Source organism: Rhodococcus sp. JS3073, assembly GCF_026810085.1.
GTDB lineage: Bacteria > Actinomycetota > Actinomycetes > Mycobacteriales > Mycobacteriaceae > Rhodococcus_F > Rhodococcus_F wratislaviensis.
Genome location: NZ_CP113951.1, coordinates 3,556,158 through 3,574,190, shown reverse-complemented (window position 1 = coordinate 3,574,190; position 18,033 = coordinate 3,556,158). Strand labels below are relative to the sequence as shown.

Genomic DNA, 18,033 nt, shown 5'->3' with positions numbered 1-18,033 from the left:
GGCGGAGATCGGCCGATCGTGATCGCCTGGGTCACGATCCAGGATCGCTTCGGTCCTTCCTACCGTTTTGCAACACGTTCTAAGGTGGACGTGCCGGGGTATGCCCCGTGCAGAGCGCCGTGTGCACGGTCGGCGTCGACGCAGATTAGGAAGGAACACTCCACAGTGAGCACAGAGGCATTCATTTATGAAGCCATCCGAACCCCGCGTGGCCGCGGAAAGAAGACCGGTTCGCTGCACTCGGTCAAGCCGATCTCGCTGGTCACCGGCCTGATCGACGAGCTCCGCGCCCGCTTCCCCGACCTGGACGAGGATCGCATCTCGGACCTGATCCTCGGCGTCGTCACCCCCGTCGGCGACCAGGGCATGGACATCGCGCGCGTCGCGGTGAACGACGCCGGACTGCCCGACACCGTCGGTGGCGTCCAGCTGAACCGGTTCTGCGCGTCCGGCCTCGAGGCCGTCAACACCGCCGCGCAGAAGGTGCGCTCCGGCTGGGACGAACTGGTCATCGCCGGCGGTGTCGAGTCGATGTCCCGCGTGCCGATGGGCTCCGACGGTGGACCGTGGGCGCTCGACCCGGCCACCAACTACGACAACTACTTCGTTCCCCAGGGCGTGGGCGCCGACCTGATCGCCACCATCGAGGGTTTCTCCCGCGAGGACGTCGACGCGTACGCCGTCCGCTCGCAGGACCTCGCCGCGAAGGCGTGGACCGGCGGCTACTTCGCCAAGTCCGTCGTCCCGGTCAAGGACATCAACGGCCTCACCGTCCTCGACCAGGACGAGCACATGCGTCCCGGCACCACGCTCGAGAACCTCGCGGGCCTCAACCCGTCCTTCGCCGGTGTCGGCGAGATGGGCGGCTTCGACGCGGTGTCGCTGCAGAAGTACCACTGGGTCGAGAAGATCAACCACGTCCACCACGGCGGCAACAGCTCCGGCATCGTCGACGGCGCCGCACTGGTACTCGTCGGATCCGAGCAGGCCGGTAAGGACATGAGCCTGACCCCGCGGGCCCGCGTCGTCGCGACGGCCACCAGCGGTGCCGACTCCACGATCATGCTCACCGGCCCGACCCCGGCCTCGAAGAAGGTGCTCGCCGCCGCCGGTCTGACCGTCGACGACATCGACCTGTTCGAGATCAACGAGGCGTTCGCGTCCGTGGTGCTCAAGTTCCAGAAGGACCTGAACATCCCGGACGAGAAGCTCAACGTCAACGGCGGCGCCATCGCGATGGGGCACCCGCTCGGAGCCACCGGCGCCATGATCACCGGCACCATGATCGACGAGCTCGAGCGTCGCAACGCCCGGTACGCCCTCATCACCCTGTGCATCGGCGGCGGTATGGGCGTCGCCACCATCATCGAGCGCGTCTGACCGCCCGGACCATCAGGAGACTTGAAGCAGTGAGCGAGCAGAACATCATCAACTGGGAGCAGGACGCCGACGGCATCGTCGTGCTCACCATCGACGATCCCAACCAGGGCGCGAACACCATGAACGACGCCTACATCTCCTCGATGAAGGCGACCGTCGACCGCCTCGTCGACGAGAAGGACTCCATCACCGGTGTCGTCGTCACGTCCGGCAAGAAGACGTTCTTCGCCGGCGGCGACCTGAAGAACATGATCAAGGTCGGCCCGGAGAACGCCGACGAGATCTACAGCCACAGCGTCGCGATCAAGTCGGACTTGCGCCGCCTCGAGACGCTCGGCAAGCCCGTCGTCGCCGCCATCAACGGTGCCGCGCTCGGAGGCGGACTCGAGATCGCCCTGGCCACGCATCACCGCGTCGCCGCGGACGTGAAGGGCGTCAAGATCGGCCTGCCCGAGGTCACCCTCGGCCTGCTGCCCGGCGGCGGTGGCGTCGTGCGCACCGTCCGCATGCTCGGACTGCAGAACGCGCTCATGCAAGTGCTGCTCCAGGGCCAGCAGCGTGGACCGGTGCAGGCCAAGGAGGTCGGACTCGTCGACGAGGTCGTGTCCTCGGTCGAGGAACTGGTGCCCGCCGCGAAGGCGTGGATCAAGGCCAACCCCGAGGGCGGCGTCCAGCCGTGGGACAAGAAGGGCTACCGGATCCCCGGCGGCACCCCGTCCACCCCGGCATTCGCAGCCAACCTCCCCGCGTTCCCCGCGAACCTCCGCAAGCAGCTCAAGGGCGCCCCCATGCCGGCACCGCGCGCCATCATGGCCGCCGCCGTCGAGGGCTCGCAGGTCGACATCGACAACGCGCTCCTCATCGAGGCCCGCTACTTCACGTCGCTGGTCACCGGCCAGGTCGCGAAGAACATGATCCAGGCGTTCTTCTTCGACCTGCAGGCCATCAACTCCGGCGCCTCCCGCCCCGAGGGCATCGAGAAGACCCCGATCACCAAGGTCGGTGTGCTCGGTGCCGGAATGATGGGCGCGGGCATCGCCTACGTGTCCGCGAAGGCCGGCTTCGACGTCGTCCTCAAGGACGTCACCATCGAGGCCGCCAACAAGGGCAAGGCGTACTCCGAAGGCATCGAGGCCAAGGCCCTCTCGCGTGGCAAGACCACCGAGGAGAAGTCGAAGGCGCTGCTCGACCGCATCACGCCGACCGCCGACCCCGCCGACTTCGCCGGTGTCGACTTCGTCATCGAGGCCGTGTTCGAGTCGCAGGACCTGAAGCACAAGGTGTTCCAGGAGATCGAGGACATCGTCGAGCCGACGGCCCTGCTCGGCTCGAACACGTCGACCCTGCCGATCACCGGCCTGGCGACGGGTGTGAAGCGCCAAGAGGACTTCATCGGAATCCACTTCTTCTCTCCCGTCGACAAGATGCCGCTCGTCGAGATCATCCGCGGCGAGAAGACATCCGACGAGGCGCTCGCGCGCGTCTTCGACTACGTGCAGGCCATCCGCAAGACACCGATCGTCGTCAACGACTCGCGTGGCTTCTTCACCTCGCGCGTCATCGGCACGTTCATCAACGAGGCCATCGCCATGCTGGCGGAGGGCATCGAGCCCGCCACCATCGAGCAGGCAGGCATGCAGGCCGGCTACCCGGCAGCACCGCTGCAACTGTCCGACGAGCTGAACCTCACGCTGATGCAGAAGATCCGCAAGGAAACCGCGGAAGCTGCGAAGGCCGAAGGCAAGGAACTGCCCGCCGATCCGGCAGGCGACGTCATCAACACGATGGTCGACAAGTTCGACCGCAAGGGCAAGCTCGGCGGCGCCGGCTTCTACGACTACGCCGACGGCAAGCGCACCGGCCTCTGGCCCGGCCTGCGGGAGAACTTCGGTTCCAAGGAACTCGAGGTGCCGTTCCAGGACCTCATCGAGCGCATGCTGTTCATCGAGGCCATCGAGACGCAGAAGTGCTTCGACGAAAACGTGCTCCTCACCACCGCCGACGCCAACATCGGCTCCATCATGGGTATCGGCTTCCCCGCCTGGACCGGCGGTGTGTCGCAGTACATCCAGGGTTACGAAGGCGGCCAGGCAGGCTTCGTCAAGCGCGCTGAAGAACTCGCCGTCAAGTACGGCGAGCGCTTCACCCCGCCGGCGTCGCTGAGGTAGTAGGCGGCTCCGCCGCCCGTGCGTGGTTAAGGAGTCTCTGGACTCGCTAACCACGCACGGGCTGAGTTATCCCCAACCTGTGGGTTATCCACAGGGCAATTCATTTCCCCAGGTGCGACACCGAGACCCGTCGGGGGTCTCGGTGACCGTGCCCGGTATGACCTCCACGCAATTCGCCGCCCTGAAAGACGTCGCCGACGCGCAGTTCGGCCTGATCACCCACACGCAACTCCACGCCCTCGGGTTTCTCCGCAGCAGGGTCCGGCACCGCGTCGAATCCGGTAGATGGCAAGCAGTGCTCCACGGTGTCTATTCGGTGAGCAACGGACCGATCACTCGTGAGATGTCGCTGGAAGCCGCGCTGCTCTTCGGAGGCAAGGGTGCAGTCCTCAGCCACCACACGGCCGCCGAGGAATGGCACATGATTCGTGTCGATCCCGCACGCCCCGTGCACATCACCGTTCCCTACGGAAGATCGGCTGTCACCCAGGCGCCGACCGTTGTCGGTGCGGGCCTCGCGTCGGTGAGTCTGTGCCACCGGGAAGGAACTGTCGTGCATCCGGGAGTCGTCGTGCACCGGTCGAGGGCGCACGACTACATTGCCGTCGACACGGACCAACCCCGGACGGCAAGGGCAGATACGGCTCTGGACGTAGCTGTCGCCGAGCCCACGGCACGGGACGCCTACACCCGGCTCATCGCTCTCGTGACCAATGCCCGGATCCCACTGCGCGACATCCGGCGACGCATGGAGGAGCGACGACCACGTCGGTACGGCAAGGCGCTCGTGGATGCGGTACGACTGCTCGCCGACGGAGTGCAGTCGGTGCTCGAATACCGCTACGCCACCGACGTCGAGGACGCGCACGGGCTTCCACGGGCGCGGCGGCAGTCACCCGTGGTCGTGGACGGGCGCACCCTCTTCGAGGACTGCGACTACTCCGAGCACGGGGTGCCGCTCATCGTGCGACTCGACGGTCGCCGCGCGCACGCCATGGCGGAGGTCGCGTTCCGGGACCGTCGACGCGACAACGCCGCGGAACTGCAGGGGCGTCCACGACTCGTCTACGGGTTCGACGAGGTGACGAAGAGTCCGTGTGTGGTGGCCCGTGAAGTGGAGACCGTGCTGGTGCGGGAGGGGTGGATCAGGCCCGGCGAGAGGCCGTGCCCGGCGTGTGAGTGGTCAAGGAGTGCAGAGACTCCTTAACCACTCACGGGCGGCGGAGCCGCCTACCTCCACCACGGACGCAGCGGCACATGCGCCTCGCCCTTGGGGCCGAGTTTGACGGCGAGGACCTGGTGCAGCTGAACGACGTTGCGTTCGAAGCCCAGTCGCGACCCGGCCATGTAGAGACCCCACACACGTGCGGTGCCTTCGCCGACCTCGGCGACGCAGGCGTCCCAGTTGTCGACCAGGTTCTGGCACCATCCGGCGAGGGTGAGTGCGTAGTGTTCGCGCAGGTTCTCTTCGTGCCGCACCTCGAGCCCGACGTTCTGGATCTCGGTGATGATGCGTCCGGAGCCGGTGAGTTCGCCGTCGGGGAAGACGTACCGGTCGATGAATCCGCCTGCGCGCGCCTGACTCTGGTTGTCGGGCCGGGTGATGCAGTGGTTCAGCAGCCGGCCGCCCTCGCGGAGCTTGCTCTGCAGCAGACCGAAGTAGGCGGGGTAGTTGCCGACACCGATGTGCTCGGTGAGGCCGATCGAGGAGATGGCGTCGAATCCGGTCTCGGGGACGTCGCGGTAGTCGGAGAACCGGACCTCCGCGAGGTCGGACAGTCCTTCTTCGGCGATGGCCTTCTGCGCCCATTCGGCCTGTTCGCGGGACAGGGTGGCGCCGATGACCTTGACGCCGCGGCGGGCGGCGTACCGGACCATCGATCCCCAGCCGCAACCGATGTCGAGCAGTCGGTCGCCGGGCTGGAGGCCGAGCTTCTCGAAGACGAGGCGGTACTTGTTGTCCTGCGCCTCTTCGAGGGTCTGTTCGGCGTTCTCGTAGCACGCGCACGTGTACGTCATGGACGGGCCGAGGACGTACTCGTAGAAGGTGTTCGAGACGTCGTAGTGGTGGTGGATGACCTCGGCGTCGCGGGACTTGGAGTGCCGCAACCCTTCCGCGACCCGGCGCCAGCGCGGGAGATGCTCCTGCGGGGGAGGGGCGATGGGGCGCAGCAGATCCCAGCCGAGCGAGCGTGTGATGGCGGCGAGCGTGAGCGCAGACGGGCGACGGAAGTGCAGTTCGTCGCCCATGACGCGGAGAATCTCGTAGGGGTCGCCGGGGTGGACGCCGCGGGCCTCGAGGTCGCCGGACACGTAGGCCCGGGCCATGCCGAGGTCGCCGGGGGCGGTCGCGAGGTAGGTGGTGCCCCGGGTCGTCTTGAGGTGGAGTCCGTAGGGGGCGTCCTCCGGGCCGGCAGCGCTGCCGTCGTAGGCGGAGAACCGCAGGGGGAGCATACCGTCGGACAGAGTTTCGAGAATCTCTGCGATGGTCAGCTTGTGGTCTTGGGAGCGTGAAGCTTTCAGAGTTGTCATCGACGTTGCACCGCCTTGGAGAAAAGGTCCAGTAATCGTGATTTCGGGTCGTAGCGTTTTTTCAGTTCCGTGTATCGATCGCCGCCGTAGTAGAGGCGTTCGAAATCTTCTCGTGAATAGTACGAATCGGAGTAGAGGGACTTGTGTCCGTCGAAGTCGTTGACCTTGTCCTCGATCAGCCGATTCGCCGCCCCCTCGGGTCGGCCCGGAACGATGGGCACCGACGACCAGAATCCGATGTTCACGTATGTGCGCTTCGGTTCGAGGGGGTACAGGGGCCAGGGGCGTTGCGAGGACGCGCCGGCGGGGGCGGGTTCCCGCAACCGCAACGGGCACAGCCACAGCGGTTCGATCGGGATCTCGTCGAGGAACCAGCGGACGAAGTCCGCGGTGCGCTCGATGGGCACTTCGACGTCCTGCACGACGCGTTCGCGCGGCGGGTTGCCCTTGCGCTTTTCGAGTCGGTCACCGATGTCGTACTTGTGGTCGAGGGCGATGAGCTTCCAGTAGAAGCTGCTGCGGAGGAGGTTCTTCGGCCACAGCCGGCGGATGGTGGGGTTCTGGGCGCCGAATGCGCGCGAGCACCAGAACCAGTCGGTGTCCCAGCGCCACAGGTAGTCTCGAATGGTGAGTTTGTCCGTTTTGGGGTGGTTCACGGAACTGTGCTGGATGGACCGGTAGAAGATGCTCTGCCCGGTGTAGTCGCTGACGGGGCCGCCCTCGTCGGTCTGATGGCCCAGCGTCAGGTAACTTTCGGACGCGGTGAACACGACGCCGTCCAGGTAGTCGACGGGGATGCCGTCGTGGACGCGCTCGGTGACGATGCGATCCATTGCGGACTGCAGCTCGTCGAGGGAGTCGAAACGCAGATGGCGCAGTGCCACATACCGTTTGACGGGCTCGAGCTGGATGCGCAGCCGGGTGGAGTAGCCGAGGGTTCCGTAGGAGTTGGGGAATCCCCAGAACAGGTCGGAGTTCTCGCCTTCCGGTGTCGCGGTGACGATGTCGCCGTTGCCGGTCAGGACGTCGATCTCGAGGACGGATTCGTGGGGGAGCCCGTTGCGGAACGACGTCGACTCGATGCCGAGGCCGGTGACCGCGCCGCCGAGTGTGATGGTCTTGAGCTGCGGAACCACCAGCGGCGCCAGCCCGTACGGCAGGGTGGCGTCCACCAGGTCCTCGAAGGTGCACATTCCGGCGACATCCGCGGTCCGGGCCTGTGGGTCCACCGAGATGACTCCGCCGAGGCCGGTGACGTCGAGGCCGGGCGCGCTGGTCTGGGCCCGCGACCGGAACAGGTTGGACGTCTTCTTCGCGAGTCGCACGGTGGCGTCCGTGGGGATCGCGCGGTAGGACGCGAGAAGCCGTTCGACGCCGGCGCGGTGAGCGTCGATCCCGGTGACGGGCAGAGTGCGATGCGCACGGAAGGGGCGTCCACCCTCCCGCATGCTTTTCAGTAGTTCAACCGAAGAGGCAGCCACACCCTGACGCTATCCCTCTCCGCGGCTTCAAGCCACGCATATCGGCGCGGTCGACCGAAGATTCACACAAATGTCTCATCAATGTGCGGGTCGTAACCACGTCGAAGTGAGCTACCTCACAATAGATTGCCACGTCATCGCCCGGACTCGCGGACGGAAGGCAGGATGAGAGGAGGAAGCAGTTTCGTACAAATCGTACAAGAGGAGTCAGAACAGTGGGCCAGGTCAGCGCGAGCAGTTCGATCACCGTCGCAGCCACACCGGAGAAGGCGCTCGCGGCTTTGACGGACTACGAGACGGTGCGTCCGCGCATCCTTTCGGAGCAGTACCTGGACTACCGCGTCCTCGAGGGTGGGCAGGGCGGCGGCACCGTCGCGCAGTGGACGTTGAAGGCCACGGAGAAGCGGTCGCGCGACATCAAGGCCACGGTCACCGTGGCGGGCAACACGATCACCGAGACGGACGCGAACTCGTCGCTCGTCACCACCTGGGTCGTCGCCCCGAGCGGCAGCGGTTCGACGGTCACCACGACCACCGAGTGGAAGGGCGCGGGCGGCATCGGCGGCTTCTTCGAGAAGACGTTCGCCCCGCTGGGTCTGAAGAAGATCCAGGGGCAGGTGCTGGCGAACCTGGAGCGCGAACTCGCCTGACGCGACGCCGGTTCGCTCCGGCGCCGTCGGCGTGAGTCCCACGACGGCGTCGGCGCCGGACCGCGCTGACGGTCACGGTCTACGCTGGCAGGGGAAACAGCAGAAAGGACCACGTCAGTGCAACCAGGTGGACAACCCGACATGTCGGCGCTCCTCGCGCAGGCACAGCAGATGCAGCAGCAGCTGATGGCCGCCCAGCAGGAGATGGCCGAGGCCGAGGTCACCGGGCAGGCCGGTGGCGGACTCGTGACCGCGACGGTCAAGGGGACAGGTGAAGTGGTCGGTCTGAAGATCGATCCGAAGGTCGTCGATCCCGACGACGTGGAGACTCTGCAGGACCTCGTGATCGGTGCGATCGAGGACGCGTCGAACAAGGCGCAGGAGATCGCGGCGCAGAAGCTCGGTCCGCTCGCGGGTGGATTCGGTGGGGGAGGCCTGCCCGGTCTCCCCGGTTTCTAGAGGCCCGGCGTGTACGAAGGTCCGGTTCAGGATCTGATCGACGAGCTCGGCAAGCTGCCCGGCGTCGGGCCGAAGAGCGCACAGCGCATCGCGTTCCACCTGCTCAGCGTCGAACCGCCGGAGATCGACCGGCTCAAGAATGCGCTGCAGCGGGTGCGCGACGGCGTCCAGTTCTGCGTGGTGTGCGGCACGGTCTCCGACAAGGAGCACTGCCGCATCTGCGCCGATCCGCGCCGTGATCGCACGGTGATCTGTGTGGTCGAGGAGCCGAAGGACGTCCAGGCCGTCGAGCGCACACGCGAGTTCAAGGGCCGCTATCACGTTCTGGGCGGCGCGCTGGATCCGCTGTCCGGGGTGGGCCCCGACCAGCTCCGTATCCGGGAGCTGCTGGCGCGCATCGGCAATCAGGAGGACGGTGTCGACGTCTCCGAGGTGATCATCGCGACCGACCCCAACACCGAGGGGGAGGCCACCGCGACGTATCTGGTGCGGATGCTGCGGGACTTCCCCGGTCTGACGGTCAGCCGGCTCGCGTCGGGTCTGCCGATGGGCGGCGACCTCGAGTTCGCCGACGAGCTCACCCTGGGCAGGGCGTTGTCGGGGAGACGCACGCTGTGACGTCGGATCCGGGCACTGCCGCGCCGGTGAAGCGGACGGCCGAGCAGTCGCGGTCGCTGATCGTCGACGCTGCCGGCCGGGCGTTCGCGACGCGTCCCTACCGGGAGATCACGCTCAAGGACATCGCCGAGGACGCCGGGGTCAGCGCACCGCTGATCATCAAGTACTTCGGGTCGAAGGAGCAGTTGTTCGACGCGCTCGTCGATTTCCGTGCCGCCGCGGAGATCGTGTTCAGCGGTCCGCTGGACGGTCTCGGTGAGCGGATGGTGTCGATGTTCGCGCGGCCGCTCGAACCGTACAAGCCGCTGTCGCTGAACATCCTGTTCATGAGCGGGCCGAGCGAGGAGAGCAGCCGCAAGCTCCGCGCCAACTATTCGGCGCAGATGATCGACGCGCTGGCCGAACGACTGCCCGGGCCGGATGCCCGGCTGCGCGCCGAACTGGTGATGTCGATGCTGACGGGTCTCGCCGTCATGCGTCGCAAGATGATGCAGGAACACGCGACGGGTACCCCGGAAGAGGTGGTGGCGCACTACGCCCCGCTGGTGCAGGAGTTGCTCGACGGCTGAGGGCGGATTGTCCGGCTTGCGGGGTAAATGGTTGTTCACCTAATGTGGTGAACAACCATTTACCAGCTGTGCAAGGGGTGACGCTTGACGATCTCGTTGCCGCGCCCACTGTCGGCGCTTGCGGATCAGCCGGTCGCACGGCCGGACTCTGCCGGCGGATCGCGTTACCTCTTCCCGATTCTCGCGTTCGCGGGCGTGTTCCAGGCCGTCCTGCAGACGGTCATGGTGCCCCTCCTGCCCAGCATGCCGACGTTCACCGGCGCGAGTCAGACGGCGGTGTCCTGGCTGATCACCACCACCCTCCTGGTCGGCGCGGTCGTCACCCCGATCTTCGGCAGGCTCGCCGACATGTTCGGCAAGAAGCGGATGCTGCTCGTCGCCTTCGTCTTCATGACGCTCGGAGCGTTGATCTGCGCCGTCACGTCCGATATCGCGTTCCTGATCTTCGCGCGGGGACTGCAGGGGGCAGGCGCCGCCGTCATCCCGGTCGGAATCTCGATCCTCCGCGACGAATTGCCGCGGGAGAAGGTCAACGGCGCCATCGCCATGATGAGCTCGACCCTCGGGATCGGCACCGCGCTCGGACTGCCGTTCGCGGCCTCCGTCGCCGAATACTCCAACTGGCACGTCCTCTTCTGGGTCATCGCGGGCATCGGGCTCGCGGTCACCACCGCCGCGGTGCTGTTCATCCGCGAGTCCGACGTGCGGTCGGGTGGGCGGTTCGACGGTGTCGGCGCCGTCGGTCTGACCGCGGCCCTCGTCTGCCTGCTCGTCCCGATCACGCAGGGCAGCTCCTGGGGCTGGGGTAGTCCCGCGGTGCTGGGTATGTTCGCGTCCGCGGTGTTCCTGTTCGCGCTGTGGGGATATCAGCAGCTGCGCAACCGCAACCCGCTGGTGGACCTGCGGGTGTCGGCGCGACGGTCGGTGCTGCTGCCGCATGTCACGGCGCTGCTCGTCGGTTTCGCGTTCTACGGAAACGCCCTCATCACCACGCAGCTGCTTCAGGCCCCGCGCGGGGACGCCGGCTACGGTCTGACGATCCTCCAGGCCGCGGTGTGCCAGCTGCCGACAAGTCTGTCGATGATCGTGTTCGCGCAGGTCGGGGCCCGGGTGTCCGAACGCTACGGGTCGAAGGTGACGATCCTGTCGGGCGCGATCTGCCTCGTCCTCGGCTACGCGCTGCACACCGTGCCGCACAAGGAACTGTGGATGGTGATCGCGGCACTCGGCGTCGCGGCCGTCGGTACCGCGCTGGTGTACAGCACGCTGCCGATGCTGATCGTCCGGGCCGTGCCGTCCACGCAGATGGCCGCGGCCAACGGCGTCAACGTGCTGCTGCGGACGATGGGTACGACCATGTGCAGCGCGGTGGTCGCGACGGTCCTGGCGGCGAGCATGGTGGGCGGTGTCGCCTCGGCCGCCGGATTCTCGATCGCCTACGGGGTGTGCGCGGTGCTGGCGGTCCTGGTGTTCGCGGTCTCCCTCGCCCTCCCGGGCCACGATCGGATGAAGAAAAGTCCGCTGGAGCCACTTGTGACGTAGATCACTCGCGTGTATCGTCAGTGATGCGGATCGAGGAAATGTACCTGTGAGCAGAGAAAACTCGAGAAGCAGAGATCCGGCCGAGAATGCAGAAGCATTCCCGGCCGAACCCCTGTCCGGGGTCTTTACTCCTCCATCGATTCCGCGATCTGCTTGATGGCGGCCAGCCGGCGATCCCACTCGGCGCCGATCCGTTCCAGCGTCCGCGCCGTCTTGCTGAGCTCCGCGCCCAGCGCGCGGTAGCGGATCTCGCGGCCCACCTTCACCGACTCCACCAATCCGCAGGCCTGCAGCGCATTCAGGTGCTTCGCGATGGCCTGCCGCGACACCGGGAGCCGGGTGGCGAGCGACGACGCCGACTGGTCGGCCCGCCCGAGTTCGGTGAGGATCTCCCAGCGGGTCTCGTCGGACAGCGCCGCGAACACCGAGGCCAGTTCGGCGTACGTGCCCACTGTCATGCCTTCACGCCGTGCAGATATGCGACCAGCTCGTCGAGTTCGGCGTGCCAGCCCTGGACGTTGCCCTCGCGGGCCCGCTTCTGATCGGCGACGTCGCGGTCGAGGGTGTCGAATCCGGTCTCGACGACGGTCAGTTCGGTGCCGGCGGCGTGCTCGGACAGTGTGAACCGCACCAGGGTGGAGTTGCCGATCACCGGATCGGCGTCGATGTCGGCGGCCCAGCGGAAGCCGAACGCGTTCGGTTCGTCGACCTCCGTGACGACGGCGTGGGCGGTGCCGTGCTCGTCCCACGTGAAGGCCGCCTTGCCGCCGACACTGAGGTCGAGCGACGTGCGCTGCCCGAACCACTGGCTGATCTTGTCGGGGTCCGTGATCGCCGCCCACACCGCTGATCTCGGGGCGTTCACGACAACGGTCCTGGTGATGCTGCTCGATGCGTCCATGGTGGGCCACCTTTTTCGACGACGGTTGATATGCAACTCCATGGTTGCACCGTTTCCCACGTTCTGCAACCCCTCGGTTGCACCCACACGTGAGTGCCAATGCGCATCGAGGGGCTTCTTCTCACTCACATGGGTTATCCACAGGCTGTGGAAAGAGTGGTTCGTCGGGGCGATTCTTGTCGGGGCGAGTCGACACCGTTCCGGGCATGGAACACGAATCATGGCAGGCCATTCTCGACGCCCAGGACGGCGTCGTCACCACCGCACAACTCCGGGCGTACGGCGTCAGTGCCACCGCACTCCGGCATCGAGTCGTGACCGGCCAGTGGTTGCGGGTGCTGCCGCGCGTCATCGCGGTCACCAACGGCCCGCTCACCCGCCCGATGGCCCTCTCCGCCGCACTCCTGTACGGCGGCCGGGCGATCCTGAGTCACCGGACCGCGGCCGAGGAATGGGGAATGGTCCGCGTCGACGACCCGTCGGCGCCGGTCCACATCACCGTCCCATACAACTGCTCGGCCGTGAACCAGGGGCCGACGGTCCGCGCGCCAGGCGGGCCGCGCCCGACCTCGGCCGGCAACGCACTCGTTCACGGCGGCGCCGTGGTCCATCGGTCCCGCGCGTTCGAGCACATCTCGGTCCCGTATCTCCGGCCACGGACATCGTTGGCCGACACGGTGATCGACCTCGCGGTGGCCGAGGCCACCCCGCGGGATGCGGCCCTGCGATTCATCGAGGCCGCCACCAGTGGCAAGGTCCACGTCGAGGTGCTCCGGCGGAAACTCGAGGTCCGGCGTCCACACCGGTATGCGACCGACATCGCCGACGCCGTGACGCTGCTCGGCGACGGCGTTCAATCGGCCCTCGAACATCGTTACGCACTCGACGTCGAACGGGCCCACGGGCTGCCGAACGGGAAACGGCAGATGCCACACGTCGTGGACGGCCGGATTCTGTACGAGGACGTCGATTACAGCCCTTGGGGTGTGCCGCTGATCGTCCGGCTCGACGGGCAGCAGTACCACAGCGCGCAACAGTCCCGCTTCCGTGACCGCCGCCGCGACAACGCGGCGGAGCTCGCCGATCGTCCACGACTGGTCTACGGGTGGGAGGAGACGACCCGCGACCCCTGCGGGGTGTTCGAGGAAGTGCGCCGGGTGTTGGTCCGCGAAGGCTGGGCCGATACGTCGCGTCGCTGTCCGGCCTGCCCACGTGAGTGACGAAGAGTGCCCGGCCACTCTTTCCCACTCACGTGCGAAGGAGTGCGGGACGACGCTTTGCCACTCACGTCCCTAGACGCGCAGGCGCTCCCGGCGCAGCTGCTCGACCTCGGGCAGGTCGAGGGGGGCGAGTTCGTCGACGCCCAGCGCCCGCTTCAACAGCAGGTCGGCGAGTTCGGGGTTACGGGCGAGCGCGGGTCCGTGCATGTACGTGCCGATGACGGAACCCTGGACGACGCCTTCGAGCCCGTCCCCGACGCCGTTGCCGACACCGTGCGTGACCCGGGCGAGACCGCGGGCGTCGGCACCGAGTGTGGTACCGCCGCGGTGGTTTTCGAACCCGGTGAGCGGCTGCGTCAACCCGTCCATCTGCGGGTTCGTGATCACTTCACCGATGGACCGCGTCGCCTGCGGGGACGTGGTGACGTCGAGCATCGAGACGCCGTCGACGCGTTCGCCGCTCGACGTCTCGTACCAGTTTCCGAGCACCTGGATCGCGGCGCAGATCGCCAGGACGGGGGCGCCGCGTTCGGCGGCCTTCTGCAGACCGGGGTACTTGGCGAGGTGCCGGGTGGCGAGGCGCTGCGCCGAGTCCTCGGCACCGCCGAGCGTGTAGACGTCGAGGGACTCCGGGACCGGGTCGTTCAGCGTGATCTCGACGATCTCCGCGTCGTATCCGCGCATGCGCAGTCGTTGCCGGAGGATCAGGGCGTTGCCGCCGTCGCCGTAGGTGCCCATCACGTCGGGCAGTACCAGGCCGATGCGTACGGTCGAGTCAGGCATTGCGCGCCTCCTTCGCGATGGCGGTGTTCAGGTCGCGGAAGGCGGTGTAGTTGGCGAGCACCTCGACGCGTCCGGGTGGGCAGGACGCGATGGCCCGCAACGGGTTCGGGTCGAGCGTGTGCTCGACGCCGGCGTAGGTGAGGCGGACGGCCAGGTCGGTGCCGCGTTCGCCGGCGGCGACCACCTTGACGCCCTCGAAGTGCTCGAACCGCACGTCCCACAGCCAGGACAGGTCTTCGCCGTCGGGGACCTGCCCGTTGACGGCGATCACGAGTCCGTCGACGGTCGGGTCGATCATCGACAGCGCTTCCTGCCAGCCGGCGGGGTTCTTGGCGAGCAGCATGTGCACGGAGTGCGACCCGACCTCGACGGTGCTGTAGCGGCCCGCGACCTCCTGGACGGTGGCCGCCGCGGCGACGGCGTCCTCCGCCTTCGCGCCCATCGCGACCGCCGCGGCGACGGCCTGCGCGGCGTTGCCGCGGTTGGCGCGTCCGGGGAGGGCGAGGGTCATCGGGATCTTCAGACCGTCGGGCCCGTACAGGTTTTCGTCGTCCAGCCACCAGTCGGGGGTCGGGCGCGCGAAGTCGGAACCCGTGCTGCGCCAGTGCGAGCCCTCCCACACGATGGGTTCACCGGTGCGCGGACAGCTGGCGGCGTCGCTGGCCCATCCGCCGCCCGCGGCGACCCAGACGACGTTCTTCGCGTCGTAGGCCACCGAGGTGACGAGGACGTCGTCGCAGTTGGCGATCACGACGGCTTCCGGGTGTGCGGCGACGCAGGCGCGGAGTTTGCGTTCGATCATGTTGATCTCGCCGACCCGGTCGAGCTGGTCGCGGCTGAGGTTGAGCAGGACCAGGGCCTCGGGGTTGACGGCGTCGCTGACGTGCGGGACGTGGAGTTCGTCGACCTCGAGGGCGGCGAGGGGTGCCTGGACGCGGGTGCTGAGCGCCGCGACGATGCCGGCGTCCATGTTGGCGCCGTCCGCCTGCGTTGCGACCTCACCGAGGGTGGAGAGCGCCGCCGCGGTCATCCGGGTGGTGGTGGACTTGCCGTTGGTGCCGGTGATCACCGCGGTGCGTCGGCCTGCGCCGAGTTGCTCCATCAGTGTCGGGTCGATCTTCAGGGCGATCAGTCCGCCGATCATCGAGCCCTTGCCGCGGCCTGCCTTCTGCGACGCCCACGAGGCCGCCGCCGCTGCCCGCAGGGCGACCTTGCCACGCGTCGTGATCCCAGTTCCAGTACTCACTCCGCGAGTTTTGCACAGGGTCCGGTCAGACGCCGACTCGCGCGGGGGCAGGTGAGTGCGAAAGTGTGCTCGGACGCACCTTGCCACTCACCTGGGTGGCGGCAGCACCGGCGATGACGACGGCCCCGCCGATCAGCGACAGGACGCTCGGCTCCTCGTGCAGCACCAGCCAGGACGCCCCGATCCCGACGATGGGAACCAGCAGGGAGAACGGCGCGACCGTGCCGGCGGGGTACCGGCTGAGCAGTGCCGTCCACAGACCCGAGCCCGCGACCGTGCCGAGAATCACGATGTAGGCGAGGCCCGCGAGCGCGAGCGGGCCGTTGCCCTCCAGCGACGACGTCAGGGAGTTCCAGCCGGCCGACGGACCCTCCACGCCGATCGACAGCGCCAGCATCGGCAGCGGCGGAATGACGCACATCCACAGCATCAGGCGCATCGGCTGGTCCGACGCGGCCTTGCGGCTGCCGATGTTGCCCAGCGCCCACGACAGTCCCGCGAGCAGCGTCAGGGCCACCGGCAGCAGCGCGGCGTGCTGGGCGCGGTCCCAGCCGATGAGCGTCATCCCGGCCATCGCCACCAGCAGTCCGCACACCTGCGTCGGCCGCAGCCGTTCCCGCAGCAGGACCGCGCCGAGGACCACGGTGAACGGCGCCGAGGACTGCAGCACCAGCGACGCCAGCCCGGTGGGCATCCCGACGTGCATGGCCCAGAACAGGAAGGCGAACTGGCAGACGCCGAACCCGAGGCCGTACATCAGCAGCCACTTCAGAGGGACCTGCGGCCGGGGGACGAACAGGATCACCGGGATCGCGATGACGAAGAATCGCAGCGCGGCGAAGAAGAACGGCGGGAAGTGATCGAGGCCCGCGCGAATGGCGAGGAAGTTGAGCCCCCACAGGACGACGACGGTGAGTCCGAGCAGCCGGTCGCGGGAGGTCATGCATTCCATCGTGAGGGCCGGAAACGATCAGGACAAGCGCATTAAAGTGCATCATCGATGTAGTTTTGCTACATGGATGCGACCCGGTTGCGTGTGCTGCGCGAGCTGGCGGACCGCGGGACGGTGGCGGCGACCGCGCAGGCGTTGTCGATGACGCCGTCGGCGGTGTCGCAGCAGCTCAAGATCCTCTCGCGGGAGGCCGGGGTGACCCTGCTCGAACCTGCCGGTCGCCGGTTGCGGCTCACGGACGCCGGTCAGGCCCTCGTCGTCCGCGCCGACGACGTCGTGGCCGCACTGGACCGTGCGGCGGCGGAGATGAGCGCCTACCGCGGTTCGCCGCGCGGCCGGGTGCGGGTGGCGCTGTTCCCGTCCGGTGCCGCGCTGCTGCTGCCCGGACTGCTGGACGCGCTCGCGGGCAGCGGGGTGGACGTGCAGGCGCGCGACGAGGACCTGCCCGCCGCCGCGGTGCCCACCCTGCTCGCCGATTACGACGTGGTGCTGACGCATCGCGACGAGCGGGCCCCGGACACGTCCTCGCCGCGGGTGACTGCCGAACCGCTGATGCGCGAACCCATCGACCTCATCCTGCCGCCCGGCCACCCGCTCGCCGGACAGGATGCGGTCCGCCCGGACCAGTTGGCGGACGAGCGGTGGATCAGTGTGCGCGGCGGGTTCCCCGTCGACGACGTGCTGATGTCGGTGGCCGCCGCAACCGGTGTGCAGCCGCATGTGGTGATGCGCATCAACGACTTCCGCGTCATCGAGGAACTCGTCGCCGGTGGTCACGGCGTGGCCCTGCTGGCCCGCCATGCGGTGACGAACCGCTCGGTGGTCCAGCTGCCGCTGGCCGGGGTGCGGGCGGCCCGCATCTACGAGCTGGCCCGGCGGCCGGCAGCGGACGACGTTCCCGCGGTGGCGACGGTACTGCAGGCGTTCCGGGACGTCGCGGCGCGGATCGCGGACTGACCCGACAGCACGAAGGCCCGCACCGGGGCGGGCCTTCGACGGTGACGGTGCGGGTCAGGCCAGCGCCTTGGCCTTCAGCGTCTCGTACTCCTGCGGAGTGATGGTGCCCGCGTCGAGCAGGGCCTTCGCGTCCGCGATCTGCTCGGCGGAGGACTTGCCCGCCACCGAACGGATGTAGCTGTCCTGGGCCTGCTTCACCTCCTGCGCGGCCGCCATCGACCGCTGGGCCATGCCGTCGCTCTTGACGATGAGATACACGAGCGCGGTCAGCAGCGGGATGAAGAACAGGAAGATGATCCAGATGGCCTTCGCCCAGCCCGACGTCTTATGGTCGCGGAACAGGTCGGTGATGATGGAGAACAACAGGATCAGGTAGGCCACGAAGCCGAAGGTGACGATGATCACCCAGAGAAAGTCCCAGAAAGAGTCCATTGCAGCGCTCCATTCACAGTCGAATTCACTCTGCGCTGACTATCGCACCGGGCCGGGGCACCCGCGTCATCCGAAACAGGTGAAATGCGGTCGGAGCAGGAGCCCCGCCCGCGGTGGCGGAAACGCCGAACGGCCGCGACACC

The 18,033-nt window shown here is 67.6% G+C and carries 18 protein-coding genes; 10 read left to right on the top strand and 8 right to left on the bottom strand.

The features are described 5' to 3' along the window. Positions 1 to 165: 165 nt before the first annotated feature. From OYT95_RS16050 to OYT95_RS16040, 3 genes are all read left to right on the top strand, one after another. Complete coding sequence (locus OYT95_RS16050; protein ID WP_037229284.1) at positions 166 to 1,380, top strand: acetyl-CoA C-acetyltransferase; 1,215 nt, start codon at positions 166 to 168, stop codon at positions 1,378 to 1,380. Positions 1,381 to 1,409: 29 nt separating this feature from the next. Continuing rightward, a complete protein-coding gene (locus OYT95_RS16045; RefSeq protein ID WP_268791941.1) occupies positions 1,410 to 3,548 on the top strand; it encodes a 3-hydroxyacyl-CoA dehydrogenase NAD-binding domain-containing protein in 2,139 nt (712 codons plus the stop codon). Between the two features lie 157 nt (positions 3,549 to 3,705). Continuing rightward, positions 3,706 to 4,755 (top strand): hypothetical protein, encoded by a 1,050-nt coding sequence (locus tag OYT95_RS16040; RefSeq protein WP_268791940.1) that lies wholly within the window; start codon positions 3,706 to 3,708, stop codon positions 4,753 to 4,755. A 23-nt stretch (positions 4,756 to 4,778) separates the two neighbouring features. Here OYT95_RS16040 and OYT95_RS16035 read toward each other — a convergent pair whose 3' ends face one another. Together OYT95_RS16035 and OYT95_RS16030 are read right to left on the bottom strand one after the other, a co-directional pair. Then, positions 4,779 to 6,080 (bottom strand): class I SAM-dependent methyltransferase, encoded by a 1,302-nt coding sequence (locus tag OYT95_RS16035; RefSeq protein ID WP_128640239.1) that lies wholly within the window; start codon positions 6,078 to 6,080, stop codon positions 4,779 to 4,781. Further along, complete coding sequence (locus OYT95_RS16030; protein WP_268792247.1) at positions 6,077 to 7,528, bottom strand: FAD-binding oxidoreductase; 1,452 nt, start codon at positions 7,526 to 7,528, stop codon at positions 6,077 to 6,079. The genes OYT95_RS16035 and OYT95_RS16030 overlap by 4 nt, the downstream gene beginning before the upstream one ends. A gap of 248 nt (positions 7,529 to 7,776) precedes the next feature. Here OYT95_RS16030 and OYT95_RS16025 point away from each other — a divergent pair, with 248 nt between their 5' ends. The 5 genes from OYT95_RS16025 to OYT95_RS16005 all read left to right on the top strand — a co-directional run bounded on the left by OYT95_RS16025 (position 7,777) and on the right by OYT95_RS16005 (position 11,399). Beyond that, complete coding sequence (locus OYT95_RS16025) at positions 7,777 to 8,211, top strand: SRPBCC family protein (protein ID WP_005248646.1); 435 nt, start codon at positions 7,777 to 7,779, stop codon at positions 8,209 to 8,211. 117 nt (positions 8,212 to 8,328) lie between these two features. Beyond that, a complete protein-coding gene (locus OYT95_RS16020; RefSeq protein WP_009477269.1) occupies positions 8,329 to 8,670 on the top strand; it encodes a YbaB/EbfC family nucleoid-associated protein in 342 nt (113 codons plus the stop codon). Positions 8,671 to 8,679: 9 nt separating this feature from the next. Next, complete coding sequence (gene recR, locus OYT95_RS16015) at positions 8,680 to 9,288, top strand: recombination mediator RecR (RefSeq protein WP_005248644.1); 609 nt, start codon at positions 8,680 to 8,682, stop codon at positions 9,286 to 9,288. Beyond that, entirely contained in the window at positions 9,285 to 9,857 is a 573-nt protein-coding gene (locus tag OYT95_RS16010; protein WP_005248642.1) for a TetR/AcrR family transcriptional regulator, read from the top strand. Before recR ends, OYT95_RS16010 begins: the two co-directional genes overlap by 4 nt. A gap of 84 nt (positions 9,858 to 9,941) precedes the next feature. Next, a complete protein-coding gene (locus tag OYT95_RS16005) occupies positions 9,942 to 11,399 on the top strand; it encodes an MFS transporter (RefSeq protein ID WP_268791939.1) in 1,458 nt (485 codons plus the stop codon). 125 nt (positions 11,400 to 11,524) lie between these two features. Here OYT95_RS16005 and OYT95_RS16000 read toward each other — a convergent pair whose 3' ends face one another. After that, positions 11,525 to 11,857 carry an ArsR/SmtB family transcription factor gene (locus OYT95_RS16000; protein ID WP_268791938.1) on the bottom strand — a complete coding sequence of 111 codons (333 nt, stop codon included), beginning with the start codon at positions 11,855 to 11,857 and terminating at the stop codon, positions 11,525 to 11,527. After that, the gene (locus tag OYT95_RS15995) at positions 11,854 to 12,300 is read right to left on the bottom strand and encodes an SRPBCC family protein (RefSeq protein ID WP_037229267.1); all 447 of its coding nucleotides are present in this window, start codon (positions 12,298 to 12,300) and stop codon (positions 11,854 to 11,856) included. Before OYT95_RS15995 ends, OYT95_RS16000 begins: the two co-directional genes overlap by 4 nt. A 206-nt stretch (positions 12,301 to 12,506) precedes the next feature. Between OYT95_RS15995 and OYT95_RS15990 the strand changes: the two genes are divergently transcribed. Further along, positions 12,507 to 13,520, top strand: coding sequence for a hypothetical protein (locus tag OYT95_RS15990; protein ID WP_268791937.1), 1,014 nt, complete (start codon positions 12,507 to 12,509; stop codon positions 13,518 to 13,520). A gap of 72 nt (positions 13,521 to 13,592) precedes the next feature. Here the strand turns inward: OYT95_RS15990 and OYT95_RS15985 are convergent, their stop codons facing one another. Genes OYT95_RS15985 through OYT95_RS15975 form a run of 3 tightly spaced genes read right to left on the bottom strand, consistent with a single transcriptional unit; the run spans position 13,593 to position 16,492 of the window. Then, the gene (locus OYT95_RS15985) at positions 13,593 to 14,303 is read right to left on the bottom strand and encodes a type 1 glutamine amidotransferase (protein ID WP_268791936.1); all 711 of its coding nucleotides are present in this window, start codon (positions 14,301 to 14,303) and stop codon (positions 13,593 to 13,595) included. Then, a complete protein-coding gene (locus OYT95_RS15980; protein WP_268791935.1) occupies positions 14,296 to 15,549 on the bottom strand; it encodes a Mur ligase family protein in 1,254 nt (417 codons plus the stop codon). The genes OYT95_RS15985 and OYT95_RS15980 overlap by 8 nt, the downstream gene beginning before the upstream one ends. 25 nt (positions 15,550 to 15,574) lie before the next feature. Further along, entirely contained in the window at positions 15,575 to 16,492 is a 918-nt protein-coding gene (locus OYT95_RS15975; protein WP_268791934.1) for an EamA family transporter, read from the bottom strand. A 72-nt stretch (positions 16,493 to 16,564) separates the two neighbouring features. On the opposite strand from OYT95_RS15975, the gene OYT95_RS15970 reads away from it, so the two are divergent. Next, complete coding sequence (locus OYT95_RS15970) at positions 16,565 to 17,458, top strand: LysR family transcriptional regulator (protein ID WP_037229251.1); 894 nt, start codon at positions 16,565 to 16,567, stop codon at positions 17,456 to 17,458. A 54-nt stretch (positions 17,459 to 17,512) separates the two neighbouring features. On the opposite strand, the gene OYT95_RS15965 is transcribed toward OYT95_RS15970, so the two are convergent. Next, complete coding sequence (locus OYT95_RS15965; RefSeq protein ID WP_268791933.1) at positions 17,513 to 17,890, bottom strand: SHOCT domain-containing protein; 378 nt, start codon at positions 17,888 to 17,890, stop codon at positions 17,513 to 17,515. Positions 17,891 to 18,033: the final 143 nt, after the last annotated feature.